General features: G+C 73.3%; 16 protein-coding genes and 1 pseudogene. 8 read left to right on the top strand and 9 right to left on the bottom strand.

Annotated features, from left to right (window positions below; genetic code table 11):
• Positions 1-65 precede the first annotated feature (65 nt).
• The 3 genes from ABT057_RS00695 to ABT057_RS00685 all read right to left on the bottom strand — a co-directional run bounded on the left by ABT057_RS00695 (position 66) and on the right by ABT057_RS00685 (position 2173).
• Entirely contained in the window at positions 66-470 is a 405-nt protein-coding gene (locus ABT057_RS00695; RefSeq protein WP_352339999.1) for a nuclear transport factor 2 family protein, read from the bottom strand.
• A gap of 10 nt (positions 471-480) precedes the next feature.
• Entirely contained in the window at positions 481-1449 is a 969-nt protein-coding gene (locus ABT057_RS00690) for an acetylxylan esterase (protein WP_352339997.1), read from the bottom strand.
• 130 nt (positions 1450-1579) lie between these two features.
• Positions 1580-2173, bottom strand: a complete 594-nt coding sequence (locus tag ABT057_RS00685; protein WP_352339995.1) for an Rv1733c family protein — start codon at positions 2171-2173, stop codon at positions 1580-1582.
• 310 nt (positions 2174-2483) lie between these two features.
• Between ABT057_RS00685 and ABT057_RS00680 the strand changes: the two genes are divergently transcribed.
• Together ABT057_RS00680 and ABT057_RS00675 are read left to right on the top strand one after the other, a co-directional pair.
• A complete protein-coding gene (locus tag ABT057_RS00680) occupies positions 2484-3416 on the top strand; it encodes an NADP-dependent oxidoreductase (protein ID WP_352339993.1) in 933 nt (310 codons plus the stop codon).
• A complete protein-coding gene (locus ABT057_RS00675) occupies positions 3413-4114 on the top strand; it encodes a GNAT family N-acetyltransferase (protein ID WP_352339991.1) in 702 nt (233 codons plus the stop codon). Before ABT057_RS00680 ends, ABT057_RS00675 begins: the two co-directional genes overlap by 4 nt.
• 47 nt (positions 4115-4161) lie before the next feature.
• Here the strand turns inward: ABT057_RS00675 and ABT057_RS00670 are convergent, their stop codons facing one another.
• Positions 4162-4590 carry a MarR family winged helix-turn-helix transcriptional regulator gene (locus ABT057_RS00670; protein WP_352339989.1) on the bottom strand — a complete coding sequence of 143 codons (429 nt, stop codon included), beginning with the start codon at positions 4588-4590 and terminating at the stop codon, positions 4162-4164.
• A gap of 223 nt (positions 4591-4813) precedes the next feature.
• On the opposite strand from ABT057_RS00670, the gene ABT057_RS00665 reads away from it, so the two are divergent.
• Positions 4814-5632: a putative protein N(5)-glutamine methyltransferase gene (locus ABT057_RS00665; protein ID WP_352339987.1), complete on the top strand. Its 819-nt coding sequence runs from the start codon at positions 4814-4816 to the stop codon at positions 5630-5632.
• Here ABT057_RS00665 and ABT057_RS00660 read toward each other — a convergent pair.
• Both ABT057_RS00660 and ABT057_RS00655 read right to left on the bottom strand, forming a co-directional pair.
• A complete protein-coding gene (locus ABT057_RS00660) occupies positions 5625-6341 on the bottom strand; it encodes a hypothetical protein (protein ID WP_352339985.1) in 717 nt (238 codons plus the stop codon). The genes ABT057_RS00665 and ABT057_RS00660 overlap by 8 nt on opposite strands.
• Positions 6342-6449: 108 nt before the next feature.
• Positions 6450-8510 carry a SpoIIE family protein phosphatase gene (locus ABT057_RS00655; protein ID WP_352339983.1) on the bottom strand — a complete coding sequence of 687 codons (2061 nt, stop codon included), beginning with the start codon at positions 8508-8510 and terminating at the stop codon, positions 6450-6452.
• A gap of 279 nt (positions 8511-8789) precedes the next feature.
• Between ABT057_RS00655 and ABT057_RS00650 the strand changes: the two genes are divergently transcribed.
• From ABT057_RS00650 to ABT057_RS00635, 4 genes are all read left to right on the top strand, one after another.
• Entirely contained in the window at positions 8790-9674 is an 885-nt protein-coding gene (locus ABT057_RS00650; protein WP_352339981.1) for a hypothetical protein, read from the top strand.
• 103 nt (positions 9675-9777) lie between these two features.
• Positions 9778-10146 (top strand): hypothetical protein, encoded by a 369-nt coding sequence (locus ABT057_RS00645; RefSeq protein WP_352339979.1) that lies wholly within the window; start codon positions 9778-9780, stop codon positions 10144-10146.
• Between the two features lie 99 nt (positions 10147-10245).
• The gene (locus tag ABT057_RS00640; RefSeq protein WP_352339977.1) at positions 10246-12261 is read left to right on the top strand and encodes an oxidoreductase; all 2016 of its coding nucleotides are present in this window, start codon (positions 10246-10248) and stop codon (positions 12259-12261) included.
• A gap of 21 nt (positions 12262-12282) precedes the next feature.
• Positions 12283-12837: a PadR family transcriptional regulator gene (locus ABT057_RS00635; protein WP_352339975.1), complete on the top strand. Its 555-nt coding sequence runs from the start codon at positions 12283-12285 to the stop codon at positions 12835-12837.
• A 21-nt stretch (positions 12838-12858) separates the two neighbouring features.
• On the opposite strand, the gene ABT057_RS00630 is transcribed toward ABT057_RS00635, so the two are convergent.
• Entirely contained in the window at positions 12859-13401 is a 543-nt protein-coding gene (locus ABT057_RS00630) for a hypothetical protein (RefSeq protein WP_352339973.1), read from the bottom strand.
• A gap of 162 nt (positions 13402-13563) precedes the next feature.
• Entirely contained in the window at positions 13564-14529 is a 966-nt protein-coding gene (locus ABT057_RS00625) for a fibronectin type III domain-containing protein (RefSeq protein ID WP_352339971.1), read from the bottom strand.
• 310 nt (positions 14530-14839) lie between these two features.
• Here ABT057_RS00625 and ABT057_RS00620 point away from each other — a divergent pair.
• Positions 14840-15511: pseudogene (locus tag ABT057_RS00620) on the top strand (glycoside hydrolase family 75 protein); the annotation flags it as partial.
• A gap of 345 nt (positions 15512-15856) precedes the next feature.
• Here ABT057_RS00620 and ABT057_RS00615 read toward each other — a convergent pair.
• The gene (locus ABT057_RS00615) at positions 15857-16618 is read right to left on the bottom strand and encodes an SDR family NAD(P)-dependent oxidoreductase (protein ID WP_352339969.1); all 762 of its coding nucleotides are present in this window, start codon (positions 16616-16618) and stop codon (positions 15857-15859) included.
• Between the last annotated feature and the right edge of the window lie 70 nt (positions 16619-16688).

The raw sequence follows: 16688 nt of genomic DNA, 5'->3' as shown, positions 1-16688 counted from the left end.
CGACCCGGGCTCCCCGAACATACCGACTGGTCGGACCGGAGGGAAGTTCCTCGCCCGCCGCGGGGTCACAGGAAGAACAGGTCCCCGGCCGGCTCCCGATGTCCCTCGGCGGTGTGCCAGTAGTCCCGTGACTCGACGACGAGCCCCGAGGCGTCGAACCGTACGAACACGCATCCGGCCAGCGTGCCCGGCTCCCCGTCCTCCTCCGACAGCACCCGGAACTCCGCCACCGCCACCCCGTCCGCGCCCACGACCGGCGCCGAGAACCGCACCTCCGTCACCCGCTCCGCGTCGAACGACCAGCGCAGGTAGTCGGCCAGTTCGCCCCGCCCCCGGTGTGGTTCACGGAACGGCATCGACCGGTGGACGCAGTTCTGGGCGTACAGCTCCAGCAGCGCGTCGACATCGTGCGCGGCCCAGGCCCGCTCCCACACCCCGACGAACCGCTCGGCGGCGGCGCGTGTCTCCACGGCACACCTCTCAGGCGTACGAGCGCAGCCAGCGCAGCTTGGCCGCCTCCTGGTAGGGGCCGCCGCCCTCGTGGTCGTTGAAGTCGTACACCTCGATCGCCTTGTCCGCGTGCGCCCAGGCGTTGAAGGCGGCGAACACGGTCGACGGCGGGCAGGTCTGGTCCTCCAGAGCCGCCGAGAAGAGGGCGGGCGCCGTGCCGCGGCAGGCGAAGTGGACGCCGTCGAAGTAGGACAGGGTGCGCAGCGCGTCCTCCGTGCGCCCGCGGTGCGTCTTGAGGAACAGGCCGATCTCACGGTAGGGGTGACGGTCCGTCAGCACCGCCGCACGCGGAAAGTCGCACAGGAACGGCACGTCCGGCGCGATCGCCACCAGGTCCGGCACCAGACCGCCCACGGCGATCGTGATGCCGCCGCCCTGGCTGGACCCGAGCGCCACCGTCCGGCTCGCGTCGGTCAGCGGGTGCGAACGGGCCGCCTCCACCGCGCGCACCGCGTCCGTGAACACCCGGCGGTAGTAGTAGTTCTCGGGTGCGTCGATACCCCTGGTCATGAAACCGGGGTACGAGGGCGCGCCGCCCACCGGGTCCGCCGTGCCACCGCCGCCGCCCCAGGCGCTGCCCTGGCCGCGGGTGTCCATCACGAAGTGGGCGCGGCCCGTCGACGCCCACAGCAGGTTCTCGTGCGGCAGCCCGCGGCCCCCGCCGTAGCCGATGAACTCCACGACCAGCGGCAGCGGTCCCTGTGCGCCGGCCGGCACCTTCAGCCAGCCCTTGACCGGGTGGCCCCCGTACCCGGCGAACGTCACGTCGAAGACCTCGACCGTGGTCAGGCCCGTGTCGACCGGCTCGAAGCGGGCGTCCAGGTCGTGCTCGCGGGCCTCCGTCAGGGTCTTCGACCAGAACGCGTCGAAATCCTCCGGCGCGACGGAAGCGCTGCGGTAGGCGTGGAGCTCCTCGAGGGACAGGTCGAACAGGGCCATGAAGGACCGCCTTTTCGTCGCGTGCGTGATCGCCGAGCGCTTTGCCGTCGCCTGCTTTTGTCAACGGGCCATACGAATGATCACACCGTACGTGGACCCGCGGAGCCCTCGCCAGACCCCGTCGGAGTCCTCAGGCAGGCCTGCGCCGCGTCCACTCCGGCTCGGTGCGCGCCCACTCCCGGTCCCACTCGCCGAGCCGGTGCCGCATCGCCACCCGGCGGACCACGCCGTACCCGAGCAGCACCACCGCGCCCGCACCGCCGGCCGCGCACACGCCCATGGTGAGCGTGTGCTGCCACACCACCGTCGTGGCCGCCGGCGGCGGAACGCTCCGCCCCCGTGTGTCGAACCAGACGTCCACGACGTCACCGCGGTGCGTGCCCTCGGGCACCCGCGCCGTGGCCGTCCGGGGCTTCTCACCGGCACCGGGTGGTGTCCAGCGCACGGTCACGCGGTACGTCCGCGCCCGGACCCCGTCGGCCGAGGGCAGACTGTCCGGCACCCCGCCGACGACCTGCGCCCGCACCCGGTGGCGCTCCGCGCTCTGCTGCTGCGCGATCCGCTGGGCCTCGTCGTGCGCCCAGCGGCCGGCGACGACCCCGGTCAGCGGGACGGCGACGAGCAGCAGTATCGCGACGGCCAGCGCCGTCCACGCCTCCACGACGTCCGACCGGCGCCGCAGCGGGTTCTTCCGCCAGCGCCAGCCGCGCACCCGGTCTCCCATGTCGGACCTCCTCGCGTGAAGCGAGTGCCCACATGCCAGTCGTACCCCCATCGGAGGACGACCGCCAACACGAGCGACGACCCGTCCGGTGTTCGGCCCGGCGGTGCGGCGATCGGGGGGCGGTGCCCCCCGGGGGTACCTGCCTGCCGCAGTCGGATGCCGTCGCTCCACCTGCTGCCTCCCTGGTCGGCGCCCCGATCATTGCGGCCGTATGAACATCGCACCCGTCCGGGAATAGTCGCCCGGCGCCGCTCCTTGGCGCTGAATGCCGAGGCGGTGCCCCGGCGGCACGAGGAGAGTGAGGAAGAAGATGCCCAAGGCGTACGTCTTCACGCGGTACGGCGGACCGGAGACCGAGGCGTTCGTGGATCTGGACCGTCCGGTCCCCGGACCCGGCCAACTGCTGGTCGCGGTGCGCGCGGCCGGGGTGAACCCCGTCGACTGGAAGCTGCGCGCGGGCTACCGCCGCCCCGGCGACACCGGTGAACGCGTCTTCCCCGCCGTGCTGGGCAGCGAGGTCGCGGGCGTGGTCGAGGAGACCGGTGAGGGCGTCACCGGGTTCGCGCCCGGCGACGAGGTGTTCGGCACCGCGGTCACGGGCGGCTACGCCGAGTACGCGCTGCTCACCACGGGGTTCGCGGCCCGCAAGCCCGCCGCCCTGTCCTTCGCCGAGGCGGCCACCCTCCCCGTGGCCGCCGCGACCGCCTACGACGGCGTCCACCAGCTCGCGCTGCCCGCCGGGGCGACGCTCCTGATCACCGGCGCGGGCGGCGGTGTCGGCGTGGCCGCCGTGCAGATCGCCCGGGCGCTCGGCGTGCGGGTCGTGGGCGTCGCGAGCGAGGGCAAGAAGGAGCTGCTGGAGTCCTTGGGGGCGATCCACGTGCCCTCACGCCCCGACTGGGACGAGCGGGCCCGCGCAGCGGCCCCGGACGGCGTCGACGGCGTCTACGACCTCGTCGGCGGCGAGGTGCTGCACCGGGCGGCCGTTCTGCCGGCGGACCGCTCGAAGCTGATCACCGCGGCGGCCCCGGCGGACGAGGTCGAGTCCCTCGGCGGAGCCCGGGTCGCCCGGGTCCGCGAGTCGTCCGTGCTCGAAGCGGTGGCGGCCCTGGTCGTGCGCGGCGACCTGGACCCGCACATCACCCGCGTCTTCCCGCTGGAGCAGGCGGGCGAGGCCCTGCGCACCGTCGAGGACGGGCACGCCCAGGGCAAGATCGTGATCGAGTTCGGAGCCGCGATATGACCGCGCACGTCCTGGACAACCCCGCCCTCGCCTCGCTCACCGGACCGCACGCCCACTTCGCCGAGCGCAGCGGCCGCGTGCTGCGCTACCCGGTCGACGTGTCGCCCTGGCTGGCCCTGCCGGACGAGCCGGACGCCCAGGACTGGGCGGACGTCGCCGCGCTCGCCGGACCCGGTGCGGAGGTCCTGCTGCCCGGTTTCGGGGGCGAGCTGCCCGAGGGCTGGGAGATCACCTTCCACATGGAGGGCGTGCAGTTCGTCGACGACGGACTGGCCGCCGCGCCCGAGCCGGAGGCGGTCCTCCTCGGCCCCGCCGACGTCCCCGAGATCCTGGACCTGATCTCCCGCACCCAGCCCGGCCCGTTCGAGCGGCGTACGGTCGAACTCGGCACCTACCTCGGAATCCGCCGTGACGGCGCCCTGATCGCCATGGCCGGCGAGCGCCTCCACCCGCCGGGCTGGACCGAGATCAGCGCGGTCTGCACGGACCCCGCCTTCCGCGGCGAGGGACTCGCCACCCGGCTGATCCGCGCCGTCGCCCACGGCATCCGCGAACGCGGCGAGACGCCCTTCCTGCACACCGGCGCCGGCAACACGAACGCCATCCGCCTCTACGAGTCCCTGGGATTCCGGCTGCGTCGCACAGTGGCCTTCCTGGCGGTCCGGGTGCCGGAGCGGCCGGCGGCGCTGGTGCCGTAGCGGGGTCGGGCGGCGCGCCGGTGCGGGACCGCCGGCGCGCCGCGAACTCACGGGACGGGATTCCCCGCGTTGTACCGCACCAGATACCCCGCGAACCGCTCCAGGTCCTCCTCGGGCCACCCGGACAGCCGCTCCCGGAACGCGTCCCGGCGGCTCTCGGTGACCTGGGCCAGGATGTCGCGGCCCGCGTCGGTGAGGTGGAGGACCTGGACGCGATGGTCCTCGGGATCGGGGCGCCGTTCGATCAGGTCCGCCCGCTCCAGGGCCGCGACCTGGCGGCTGACCGTCGACTTGTCCAGGGCGTGGTGCGCCGCCAGGTCGGTGGCCCGGCAGCCGCCGCTCTCCTCCAGATGACCGAGCAGCGTGTACGACACCAGAGACAGTTCGGGATGCAGCCGGCCGGCCGCGGCACGGGCCCGCCGGGCGAAGACCGTCATCTCCCGCTGGATGGTCTCCACGGCCTCCGCTGTGTCCACGCATGCTCCCTCACGTACCTGGTTGCATAGTACAACTCGGCGGTCGGGGCTGCGGTAGGGTGATCACCCGGCCGCGGAGGTTCCCGGCCGCCGGCTAGGCGAGGAGGTGGGACCCATCAACGCAGTGTCAAGTCGGGTGCTTCCCCCTCGGAGCGGCGCGGATCGCCGCCCGTAGGCGCCGCGCGGGAGCGCCCTTCGACTTCCGAAAGGCTCTCGGCTTCCCATGCCCATTCCCCCCTCGTCCGCTTCGTCCTCCCCTTCCGGGGCCTCGTCCTGCCATGACGCCGTCGTCGCCGCGTTGCGCGGCGCCGGGTGCGTCTTCGCCGAGGACGAGGCGGAGTTGATCCTCGCCGCCGCCCGAACGCCCGGCGAACTCGATGGCATGGTGGCCCGCCGGGTGGCCGGCCATCCCCTCGAACTCGTCGTCGGCTGGGCCGAGTTCCGTGGTCTGCGGATCACCGTCGAACCCGGTGTCTTCGTGCCCCGCCGCCGCACCGAGTTCCTGGTCGAGCGGGCCCTCGCGCACGCGCCGCACGCCCGCGTCGTCGTCGACCTGTGCTGCGGCTCGGGCGCGGTGGGTGCCGCTCTCGCCGCCGCCCTCGGCCCCGTCGAACTGCACGCCGCCGACATCGACCCCGCGGCCGTGCGCTGCGCCCGCGACAACATCGCCGCGCACGGCGGCCACGCCCACGAGGGCGACCTGTTCGAGGCGCTCCCCGGTCACCTGCGGGGGCGGGTCGACATCCTGGCCGCCAACGTGCCGTACGTCCCCACCGGCGAGGTCCCGCTGCTGCCGGCCGAGGCCCGTGAGCACGAGCCGCTCACCGCCCTCGACGGCGGCGGCGACGGTCTCGACGTACTGCGCAGGGTCGCGGGCGAGGCCCCCGGCTGGCTGGCACCCGGCGGGATCCTCCTGGTGGAGACGAGCGAGCGGCAGGCCGCGGACGCCCTCGGGGCCTTCACCCGCGCCAGCCTGACGGCGCGGCACGCCGAGGACGAGGAGCGCTTGGCCAACGTGGTCCTCGGCAGCCGGGTCAGGTAGCGGCGCCGCTGCCCGTGGGGCTGGGAGAGGGGGCGCCGTCGCGGTTCCAGGGGCCGTGGCCCGGGAAGCCGCCGTGGCGGTCGCCCTCTCCCGGGCCACGGTCGTCGAAGCTGCCGGACATCACGCGGGTGGCCGTGTAGGTGTCGCCCGAGCGGGAGCCGACGACGAACACCGTGTCGCCCTTCTTCAGTGCCGCGGCGCCGGAACCGGACGTGCCGTCGCCGGTCACGGACGTGTCCGACGCGACCGTCCAGGTCCATGTGGTGCCGTCGTCGCTCTTGACGCCGACCCGGTCGCCGTCCACCTTCTGCACGGTGCCCCGCTGCCAGACCCGCACGACCCACTTGCCGGTGTCCTGGTCCTTGACGGTCGCCTCGCCGTGCACCGCGTCACCGAACATCCCGAAACCGGACCACTGGCCCCCTCGGCCGTGGCCGTCACGCGGGCCTCCGGAAGGGGACGAGGACGACGAGGGCGACGCGGCCGCCGCACCGTCCGGCGAGCCGCCCGACGTGGCCGCGTACGCGACCGTGCCGCCGAGGGCCAGCACCGCGACGGTCGTCGCCGCGATCACCGCCCGCCCGCGCGCCGACCGGCGTTCCCACGCCGAGCGCAGCGAAGGACGCTCCTTCTCCTGGTCGCCCGGCCCCGAGAGCACCTCGTCGCCCGGCCCCGAGAACACCTCGACCTCTTCCGGCTCCTCGACCACGGCTCAGCCTCCTCGTCCGCGACGGCGGCACCGATGCCACGCCTCACTGCGATTGTCCGCGGGGCGCGGTAAAAGGCCGGTAACGAAGACCTGTGAATCGGGCCGCGCTCAGGTCAGTGCCCGTGCCACCAGCAGGGCCACGTCGTCGTGGTTGTCGGGGTGGTGCAGAGCGGTCAGCAGGAGATCGCACAGTTCCTCCAGCGGGCGCGTGGGGTCGTCGAGGAGCGCGAGCAGTTCGTCCAGGCGCTCGTCGAGGGAGTGCACGCGCGTCTCCACGAGGCCGTCCGTGTAGAGCACGAGCTGGTCGCCGGGCGCGAAGTCGACGTCGGTCGTGGAGAAGGCCACCCCGCCGACGCCCAGCGGCGCGCCCGTGGGCAGGTCGAGCAGCTCGGGGGGTGTGCCCGGGCGCACCCGGGCCGGCGGCAGGTGCCCGGCGTTGGCGATGCGGCAGCAGCCCAGCCGGGGGTCGTGGACGGCGTACACGCAGGTGGCGATGGAGTGGTCCAGACCCTGGGTGATCCGGTCCAGGTGCTCCAGGAGGACCGCCGGGTCGAGATCGAGGGAGGCCAGCGTGGTCGTCGCGGTGCGCAGCCGGCCCATCGTGGCGGCGGCGTCGATCCCGCTGCCCATCACGTCGCCGACGACGAGCGCGGTCTTGCCGTCCTCGAGCGGGATCACGTCGAACCAGTCGCCGCCCACCTCGGTGGTGGCGCCCGCCGGCTGGTAGCGGGAGGCGACCTCCAGGCCGCCCGTGACCGGGGGATGGCTGGGCAGCAGGCTGCGCTGGAGGGTGAGCGCGGTCGTGCGGGCGTTCTGGTACCAGCGGGCGTTGTCGATCTGCACGGCCGCGCGGGCGGCCAGTTCCCGGGCGAGCAGCAGGTCGTCCCGGCCGAACGGCATCGGGTTGTGGATCCGTTTGAGGTCCAGGGCGCCCAGCACCTCGCCGCGCGCGATGAGCGGCACGGCCAGATAGGAGTGGACGCCCGCGCGGGCCAGCAGCTCGGCCGACTCGGGGGAGCGGGCGATGCGCGGCAGGTCCTCCTCCTGGACCTCGGCGACCATGACCGGCTGCCCGGTGCGTACGCACTCGGTGACGAGCCGGTCGGGCCCGTAGCGGGCGATCTGCCCGGGCGGGTCGGCGGCGGCGAGGGCGTCGGGGGAGTTGTAGACCCGGACCGCCAGGGCGCGGATCACGGCCTCCTCGGCGGGCCCGAGGTGGCTGCGCCGGCCCGCCACCACCGCGTCGAGCAGGTCCACGGCGGCCACGTCCGCGAGCTCCGGCACGGCGACGTCGGCGAGTTCGCGGGCCGTGCGCTCCAGGTCCAGGGTGGTGCCGATCCGGGCGGAGGCGTCCGCGATCAGGGTCAGGCGCCGCCGCGCCTCCTCCGCCGCGGTGGCCGCCCGGTGCTGCTCGGTGACGTCCACGGCCATGCCCGCCAGACCGAGCACCGAGCCCGCGGTGTCCTCCAGCCGGTAGAGCGAGATGGCCCAGGCGTGCTCGGCGTCCGGATCGGCCGGGGTCCGGCCCACGGTGAGCTGGTCGACGAGGGGCCGGCCGGTCCGCAGCACCTCGCGCATCGCGTGTTCGACGGCCTCGGTGTCCATGCCGGGCAGCAGTTCCCGGACCGTCCGGCCGATGTGCTCCTTGGCGGGGATGCCGTTGAGCCGTTCCAGCGCCGGGTTCACGGAGACGTACCGCAGGTCGGTGTCCAGGACGGCCAGGCCGATGGGGGACTGCGCCACCACCCGCGTGGACAGCGCCACGTCCCGCTCCAGCCTGCGCACCGTCGACTGGTCCGCCGCGAGCCCCAGGGCGAAGACGTCGCCCCGGTCGTCCAGCAGCCGCATGTTGCGGAACTCCACCAGCCGCGTGGAGCCGTCCTTGCACCGGATGGGGAACGCCCCCGCCCAGCTCTGGCCGGTCGCCATGACGTCGGCGAACAGCTTCACCACCAGCTCGACGTGGCGTTCGTCCACCATGACCCGGGCCGCGTACTTCCCGAGGGCCTCCGCAGCCGAGTAGCCGAACAGCTCCTCGGCCTGCGGGCTCCACAGCACGATGCGTCCCTCGGTGTCGAGCACCACCGAGGCCACGTTCAGCACGTCCAGCAGCCCGCTGGGCCTGCCGGTGCCACCTCCCTCGGCCGCGGACGATCCCGCTGCACTCATGCCACGCACCGCCTCCGTACATCGACGCGGCACGTCGTCCCCCGTGCCGGCTCCCCCAGTTCTACCGTGTTCAACTCTTTTCTCCCACGGCTCGGGCGCCTTTCTCACACCGCGCGGACGCCTTCTCCATGCTCCCCCAGTACGACGGCGGGCGCTGTTCTCCTCAAGTCCCGGACCTGTCCACCGACTCGTCCCCTGGATTGGTCTGTACATGACCATCGAATAACGCCAGACTGACCGCCGACCGCACCCCCCATCGCCCCGTCGAGGAGCCCCCGCATGCCCCTGCGCCCCGCCCGGCCCCGCCGCCACGCGGTCCGCACCGCACTCGTCGCGCTGACCACCGCGACGGCCGCCGCCCTCTTCGCCGCACCTCCCGCCCACGCCGCCGACACGTGGACCGAGGTCGGCTCCGACCGCGCCGACCCGCTGACCGAGAGCCAGGGCCTCACCTCGGTCGAGGTCCCCGCGAACAGCGCCAACCGCTACACCGGCATCGGCACCATCCCGGTCTCGGTGTCCGTCCGGGGCTGGAACCACGTCGGCGACCCCGACGCCTCCTACGGCGGCTACTACGTCGAGCCCTACCAGAGCGACTCGGGCACCTCGAAGATGTACCGCGTGCAGGCTCCGGACGGCACCTGGTCCGAGTACGTGCACGCGCTCGGCTCGGGCGAGGCCCTCAACAACTCCTGGTCGGCGATCACCCCGGACAGCCAGTGGATGCTGTCCGGCGAGTGGGGCACCATGACCCGCTTCCTCGTCTTCCCCACCCCCGGCGCCAACGCGAGCACCGCGCCTTCGGTGAACCTGCCGCAGGTCTCGACCGTCCGCCTCGACCACGCCGTACGCGACGTCCAGGGCTGCGACTTCACCGGCCCGACCACCCTGCTGTGCTCCTCCGACGACCCCGCGGGCACCCTCTTCGGCGTCACCAAGCCGCTCCTGCAGATCGACCTGTCCGCCGCACCGAACGGCACCTCCGACGTCACCGGCCATGTCACGGCCCTGCGCCAGCTGCCGCTGAGCAGCTCCTGCTCGGGCACTTTCGAGGCGGAGGGCATCGACTACGACCGGCGCAGCGGCACCCTGCGCGTGATCGTCGTCTCGCCCGGCATCTGCGTGCTGACGGACAGCAAGACGTACCGGTTCACCAAGAGCTGAGCCCTCGCTGGTCCCCCGTGGTCAGGGGTGCTTTTCTGGGGTTGTGGCGCGGTTCGCGGGGAACCCGCACAGCCGCGCCACCGCCAGGAGAGGAGCGACCACGATGGATCGTGAGCGTCAGCACGAGGAGCCTGTCTCCCTCGAGATCAGTGGATGCAGCAAGGAGGACGCCCGGATCGTGTTCGATGTGCTGAACACGTGCTTCGAGTCCGACCGGGGCCCCGACGAGGCGCCGCAGCAGCTCCATGAGACCCGGCCGATGGTGTGGCTCGGCACGTTCGAGGTCACCGACGCCCGCGCCTGCCCGCCGCCCGCCCGGCTCTCGTCCTCCGTGGAGGCCGACGCGCAGGGCGGCTACTGGGCGATCGAGCGGCTGCGCGCCACGCTGGACTCCCTGTTCGCGGTGCGCGACCTCTCCTCCGCCTCCGGGGACCAGGAGCGCGAGCTGCACGTACTGCTCGAAAGCCGGTGACCTGCGGCACAGTCCGGCATCCGATTGTGCAACTAGTTGCATAACCCGTGCGCGGTCCTCTAGAACTGAGGGCGACCAACGCCGCGCACGGAGGCCGCCATGAGCCGATACCCCTACCTGCTGAGCCCGCTCGACCTGGGCTTCACCACACTGCCCAACCGCGTCCTGATGGGCTCGATGCACGTCGGCCTGGAGGAGGCCGAGCGCGGCTTCGAGCGCATGGCCGAGTTCTACGCCGCCCGGGCCCGCGGGGGAGTGGGCCTGATCGTCACCGGCGGTATCGCCCCCAACGACGAGGGACGCCCCTACGAGGGCGGTGCCAAGCTCACCACCGGCGCGGAGGCCGAACAGCACCGCCGGATCACCGAGGCCGTGCACCGCGAGGGCGGCCGCATCGCACTGCAGATCCTGCACTTCGGCCGGTACGCCTACCACCGCGACCTGGTCGCCCCGAGCCCCCTCCAGGCGCCCATCAGCCCCTTCCCGCCCCGCGAGCTCACCGACGCCGACGTCGAGCGCACCGTCGACGACTACGCCCGCACCGCCGGCCTCGCCCGCGAGGCCGGCTACGACGGTGTGGAGATCATGGGCTCCGAGGGCTACCTCATCAACGAGTTCATCGCCGCCCCGACCAACCACCGCACCGACCGCTGGGGCGGCTCGTACGAGAACCGGATGCGCTTCCCCGTCGAGATCGTGCGACGGGTGCGCGAGGCGGTCGGTGAGGACTTCATCGTCGTCTACCGGCTGTCCATGCTGGACCTGATACCCGGCGGCTCGACTCTCGACGAGGTGATCACCCTCGCCCGGGCCGTCGAGCAGGCGGGGGCCACGATCATCAACACCGGCATCGGCTGGCACGAGGCCCGCATCCCCACCATCGCCACCTCAGTGCCGCGCGGCGCCTACACATGGGTGACGAAGAAGCTCATGGGCGCGGTCTCCGTCCCGCTCGTCACCACCAACCGCATCAACACCCCGGAACTCGCCGAGCAGTTGCTCGCGGACGGCTGCGCCGACATGGTGTCGATGGCCCGGCCGATGCTCGCCGACCCGGACTTCGTCGCCAAGGCCGCCGCCGGCACCCCGGACGCCATCAACACCTGCATCGGCTGCAACCAGGCCTGCCTCGACCACACCTTCAGCGGAAAGATCACCTCCTGCCTGGTCAACCCGCGCGCCTGCCACGAGACCGAACTCGTGCTGTCCCCCACGCGGTCGCGCAAGCGCGTCGCGGTCGTGGGCGCGGGCCCCGCGGGTCTCGCCTGCGCGGTCGGCGCCGCCGAACGCGGCCACGAGGTCACGCTGTTCGACGCGGCCGCGGAGATCGGCGGCCAGTTGAACGTGGCCCGAAAGGTCCCGGGCAAGCAGGAGTTCGACGAGACGCTGCGCTACTTCCGCCACCAGCTCGACGCCCACGGCGTGGACGTCCGCCTCAACACCCCTGTCACCGCAGCAGACCTGGCGGACTACGAGGAGGTCGTGGTCGCCACTGGCGTCACCCCGCGCACCCCCGACATCCCGGGCGTCGACCACCCGAGCGTCGTCGGCTACCTCGACGTCCTGCGCGACAACGCCCCCGTCGGCGACCGGGTCGCGATCCTCGGCGCGGGCGGCATCGGCTTCGACGTCGCCGAGTTCCTGACCGACGGCGGCGACCGGGCGAGCGAGGACCCCGCGACGTACTTCCGCCAGTGGGGCGTCGACATGGACCACACCACACCCGGCGGGCTCACCGCCCCGAAGCGCCCGGCCCCGCCCCGCACGGTCCACCTCCTGCAGCGCAAGACCGGCAAGGTCGGCGCCGGCCTCGGCAAGACCACCGGCTGGATCCACCGCACCGAACTCAAGCACCGGGGGGTGACGATGGTCCCCGGCGCACGCTACGACCGTATCGACGACGCCGGACTGCACGTCACCGTCGGCGAGGAGAGCACGGTCCTGGACGTCGACACCATCGTGCTGTGCACCGGCCAGGACCCGCGCCGCGACCTCTACGACGAACTGCTCGCCGCGGGCGTGAAGGCACACCTCATCGGCGGCGCCGACGTGGCGGCCGAGCTGGACGCCAAGCGGGCCATTCTGCAGGGAACGGAGATCGCGGCCGGTCTCTGACCATCTCCCTAGGATGACCCCATGTCACTCCCGCACGCGATCCTCACCGCCCTGCTCGAGAAGCCTTCGTCGGGGCTGGATCTGACCCGCCGGTTCGACAAGTCGATCGGCTACTTCTGGTCGGCGACGCATCAGCAGATCTATCGCGAGCTGGGAAAACTGGAGGCCGAGGGCCATATCCGCGCGCTGCCCGCCGAGCAGCCCGCCCGGGGACAGAAGAAGGCCTACGAAGTGCTGCCGGCGGGCCGTGCCGAACTGGCCCGCTGGACGTCCGCGTCCCAGGACCCCAAGCCGCACCGTGACGCGCTGCTGCTCAGGCTGCGCGCCGCGGCCGTCGTCGGCACGGCGGGCCTGCAAGCCGACCTGCGCCGCCATCTCGAGCTGCACCGGCGGCAGCTGGCCGAGTACGAGGAGATCCAGAGGCGCGACTTCCCGCCCGGCGACACCGGCCCGCAGGCCAGGCTGCAGCACCTGGTCCTGCGCGCGGGCATCGAACTGGAGACCTTCTGGACCCAGTGGCTCACCGAGGCCCTCGAAGAGCTGCCGGTGATCGAGCGATCGAGCGGCGGTGACTAGTGCCCCGGCACGGGAGAGAGCCTAGAGGCGGTAGGGCTTGGAGCGGCGGCGCAGGAACCAGGCCGCCGCGATGACACCGGCGCCCACCAGCCCGCCGCCCACCGCCATGGTGACCGGGCCGACGTCGCGGGCCGTGCCGCCGAGGCCGCCCATCACCCCGCCGGAGGGCGAGGGGGACGTCGTCGCGGAGATCGTCGGGGTGGAGGGGGCGGACAGGATCACGGACTGGGTGCCCGCGGTGTTGCCGTTCGAGCAGACGACGATGACGGTGTACGTCCCCGGGGAGATGTTGGTCCAGGCCGCGGACTGGCTCACGGTCGTCCCCGAGAGCGCCACCTGGCGCCCCTGGGAGAAGCTCGCCTGTCTGCTGGTGAGCAGCGCCGCCGTGCCCCAGTTGCCGTTGATCTGGGTGCACGCGCTGGTCACCACGGACACGGTGGTGCCGGTGGTGCTCACGGAGATTCCCGAGACTGCGGCGGCCGGCTGGGCGGTCAGGGCGATCGGCAGCGCGGCGGCCGCTGTCACGGTCAGTCCTGAGCGGAGAAGAAGACGGGAAATGCGCATCGGATGTCCTCCGGGCGGCGGCACGGTTGGCGGTACATCCCTTGCGCCGCCGAGGATCGGGTACGCCCGTGCTGCCTCAGACGCAGCCAACGCGGCCCCGGACCGCCGCGCACCCGGACGGCCGCCGGGCAGGTGACGGATTCCTCCCAACGGCCCCAGGTGTCAGCCGCCCGCCCCCGTGGTCACCGTCCGCCGAGCCGAGTACGCGCCCCACGTCCCGTCGGGCAGCCGCGCCCGCAGCCGCACCCGGTGCGCGACCCCCTTCTCCGTCCCCGCGTAGAAGCTGTATGCCGCCCGGCCTCGCGGCGGCGTCCCGCCCCACACCAGTGAGGTCGCCGCCCGCCCGTCCAGCTCGATGCCGTACTCCGTCACCGTGCCGTCCACGCGCGGTGCCACCCAGGACAGGTCGATGTAGAACGCTCCGTCGGCCGCGCGGTGGGTCGTGGCCCGCAGCGCGGCGGGCGCGGTGTCCGGCCCCTCGGCCGCGCCGGAGGCGGTCCGCACGCGCAGGGGCGGACCGGCCGGCGAGAGGTTGTCCGCCGCGTCCCGCGCCCGGACGGTGAAGGAGTACCGGGTGCCGGGCCGCAGCCCCGTGACCACCGTCGCCGTCTGCGCGCCGCCGACGCTGTGGATCTTCGCCCCGCCCTGGTAGACGTCGTACGACACCACCTTCCGGTCGTCCGAGGACGCCGACCAGGACAGCTGGACCGCCCGGCTCCCGGCGGCGCGCCCGGTCACCGCGCCCGGCCGGGTCGGGGCCGAGGTGTCCGCCGCGGCCGCCGCCGGGGTGGCCGCCGGGACCTCCCGGCTGGGCGGACCGAGCCGCCCGTCGGTGTCGCGGGCCCGCACGGTGAAGACGTACGCGGTGGCGGGCGTGAGCCGGACCACGTCCAGCATGTGCGCGGAACCGGGCACCTCCCCGACCCTGGCCGTGCCCCGGTAGATCTCGTACGCGCCGACCCGGGGGCTCGCGGCGACCGCGTTCCACATGACGTGCACGCTGGTCGCGCTCCCCGCGTGCGCGGTCACGCCCGTCGGCGCGCCGGGCGTCCGCCCCTCGTCGTCCCCACCGGCCGCGCACCCGCACAGGACGGCCAGCACCCACCCGCACAGCAGTACGCGTCGCACGGCTCCACCTCCCGGGGCCCGGCGTGACGGCAATGGTCCGGACCAATATGGCGCGAGGGTACGAGCGCAGCAAGCCCGCGAGCCGGAGCGGGCATGGGCGCTTGCGCGACCGCTCGGGAAAGTTACGTATGCTGAAGTTCCTCCCGGCCGAACTCACCCTGAGGGTGGTGGAGTTCGGGCCGGTGGCGCGGACCGCTGTCGTCGCTGATCCCGCGCCGGCGCAGTGGCCGGGGGGCCGGAGCCCGACACGGCGCCGGCCCCCGGGCCCTGTCGGGCCGTCAGAAGCCTTGCACCGTACGGCCCCCTCGAAATGGCCCCCGAACGCGACCGGCACCACATTGGGCTGAGTGTCCGTCACCGTCCCACGAGAGGGTCCCCCATCGTGCGCGCCCAGTCGCTGACCCTGGCCGCGGCCGGCCTCGTCCTGCTGGCCCCGTCCGCCTCCTCCGTCGTCGCCCGGCAGACCCAGGGCAGCCCCGGGGCACCGGCGATACGGCAGGAGGGCACCGTCCGCGCCGCCGAGCTGCTGGCCCGGGTGCGGGGCTGCGTCGCGGTCTCCCGCGGCCGCTACCGCACCGACGACGGCGCACCCGCCACCGTCCCGGTCTGCGGCACCCGGGAGGCGGTCTACTGGACGGCCGACCTGGACATCGACTGCGACGGCCGCCCCGGCCCGAACTGCAACGGCCGCACCGACCCCCTGTTCTCCGACACCACGGCCTTCACCCAGTCCGACGGCCGCTACCTCAGCGCAGAGGCGCTGCCGTACATCGTCGTGCCCGACGCGAGCGGCATCTGGAACCACCGGGACCACGGGGTGCGCGGGGGCGCGGTGGCGGCGGTCGTCTACCGGGACCTGGTGCGGTACGCGGTCGTCGGTGACGTCGGGCCGTACGACATCATCGGCGAGGCGTCGTACGCCACCGCCAGGGAACTCGGCATGCGCGCCGACCCCGGAGGCGGCGGCGCACCTTCCGGGGTCACGTACATCGTCTTCCGGAACTCCCGTGCGACCCCCATCGAGAGCCACGCGTCGGCGGCGCAGGAGGGGGAGCGGCTGGCCCGCCTGTTCGTCGACGGCGCGGGGGCACGGACGGGCGAGAGGCCGGAGTCCGAGGGAGCCGCGGCGGGCAAGAGCCAGGGGGCTCAGGAGGACCAGGAGGACCAGGAGGAACAGGAAGCCGGGGCCGCTGGGGAGGCGGAGGAGTCAGAGGAGGCGGAGGAGGAGCAGGTGGCGTCGGATGCCGAGGCGGGGGAGGAGGGCTGGGAGGCGGGAGAGGAACAGGGGGAGCCCGGTGGCGTACGGTGCTGTCCGGCGTCCGGGGTGTCAGACCGCCGACCAGCCGTCGTCGACAGGCAGGACCACGCCGTTGATGTTGCTCGCCGCGTCCGAGGCGAGGAACACGATCGCGGCGGCCTGCTCCTCCGGCTCGGCGAGGCGGCCGACGTTGACGAAGTGCGGGCCGAGCGCGGCCGGGCCGTGCGCCGCCTGGTCGGCCTCCACGACGATCGCGGTCTTCGTGCCGCCCGGCGCGATCGCGTTGGCCCGGATGCCCTTGCCCCGGTACATCACCGCGAGTGACTTCGTCAGTCCGACCACCCCGTGCTTCGAGGCGGTGTACGCCGCGCCCGCCGCACTCCCCCGCAGACCCGCCTCGGAGGCGGTGTTGACGATCGCTCCCCGGCCGGCGGCCAGCATGTGCGGCAGCACCGCGCGGGTGAGGAGGAAGGGTGCGGTGAGGTTGACCCGGATGACCCGTTCCCACTCCGCGTCGCTGACATCCGCCAGCGCCGACATCCGGTCCATGATCCCGGCATTGTTGACCAGCACGTCCACGCCGCCGAAGCGCTCCACCGCCGTGGCGGCCACCTCGTCGACGACGGCCTGCTCGCTGAGGTCGCCGGTGACGGCGACGGCGGTACCCCCCGCCTCCTCGATCTCCTTGACGACGGCCTGCGCGCCGTCCGGATTGAGGTCGGCCACCAGGACCCGTGCCCCCTCGGAGGCGAAGGCCATGGCCGTGGCGCGCCCGATGCCCGAGCCCGCTCCGGTGACGACGACGCTACGGCCTTCCAGCCCAGTGGCCATGTGGTGCTCCCAGCTCCCCGAGTGTGCGGTTCCCGCGATGTCGGACGCCACCCTACGACTTAATGTCTGC

The organism is Streptomyces sp. NPDC002588, assembly GCF_040295925.1.
In the GTDB taxonomy this organism is placed as follows: domain Bacteria; phylum Actinomycetota; class Actinomycetes; order Streptomycetales; family Streptomycetaceae; genus Streptomyces.
Note: the sequence above shows the minus strand (reverse complement) of the source record. Positions and strands in the feature narration are given on the sequence as shown.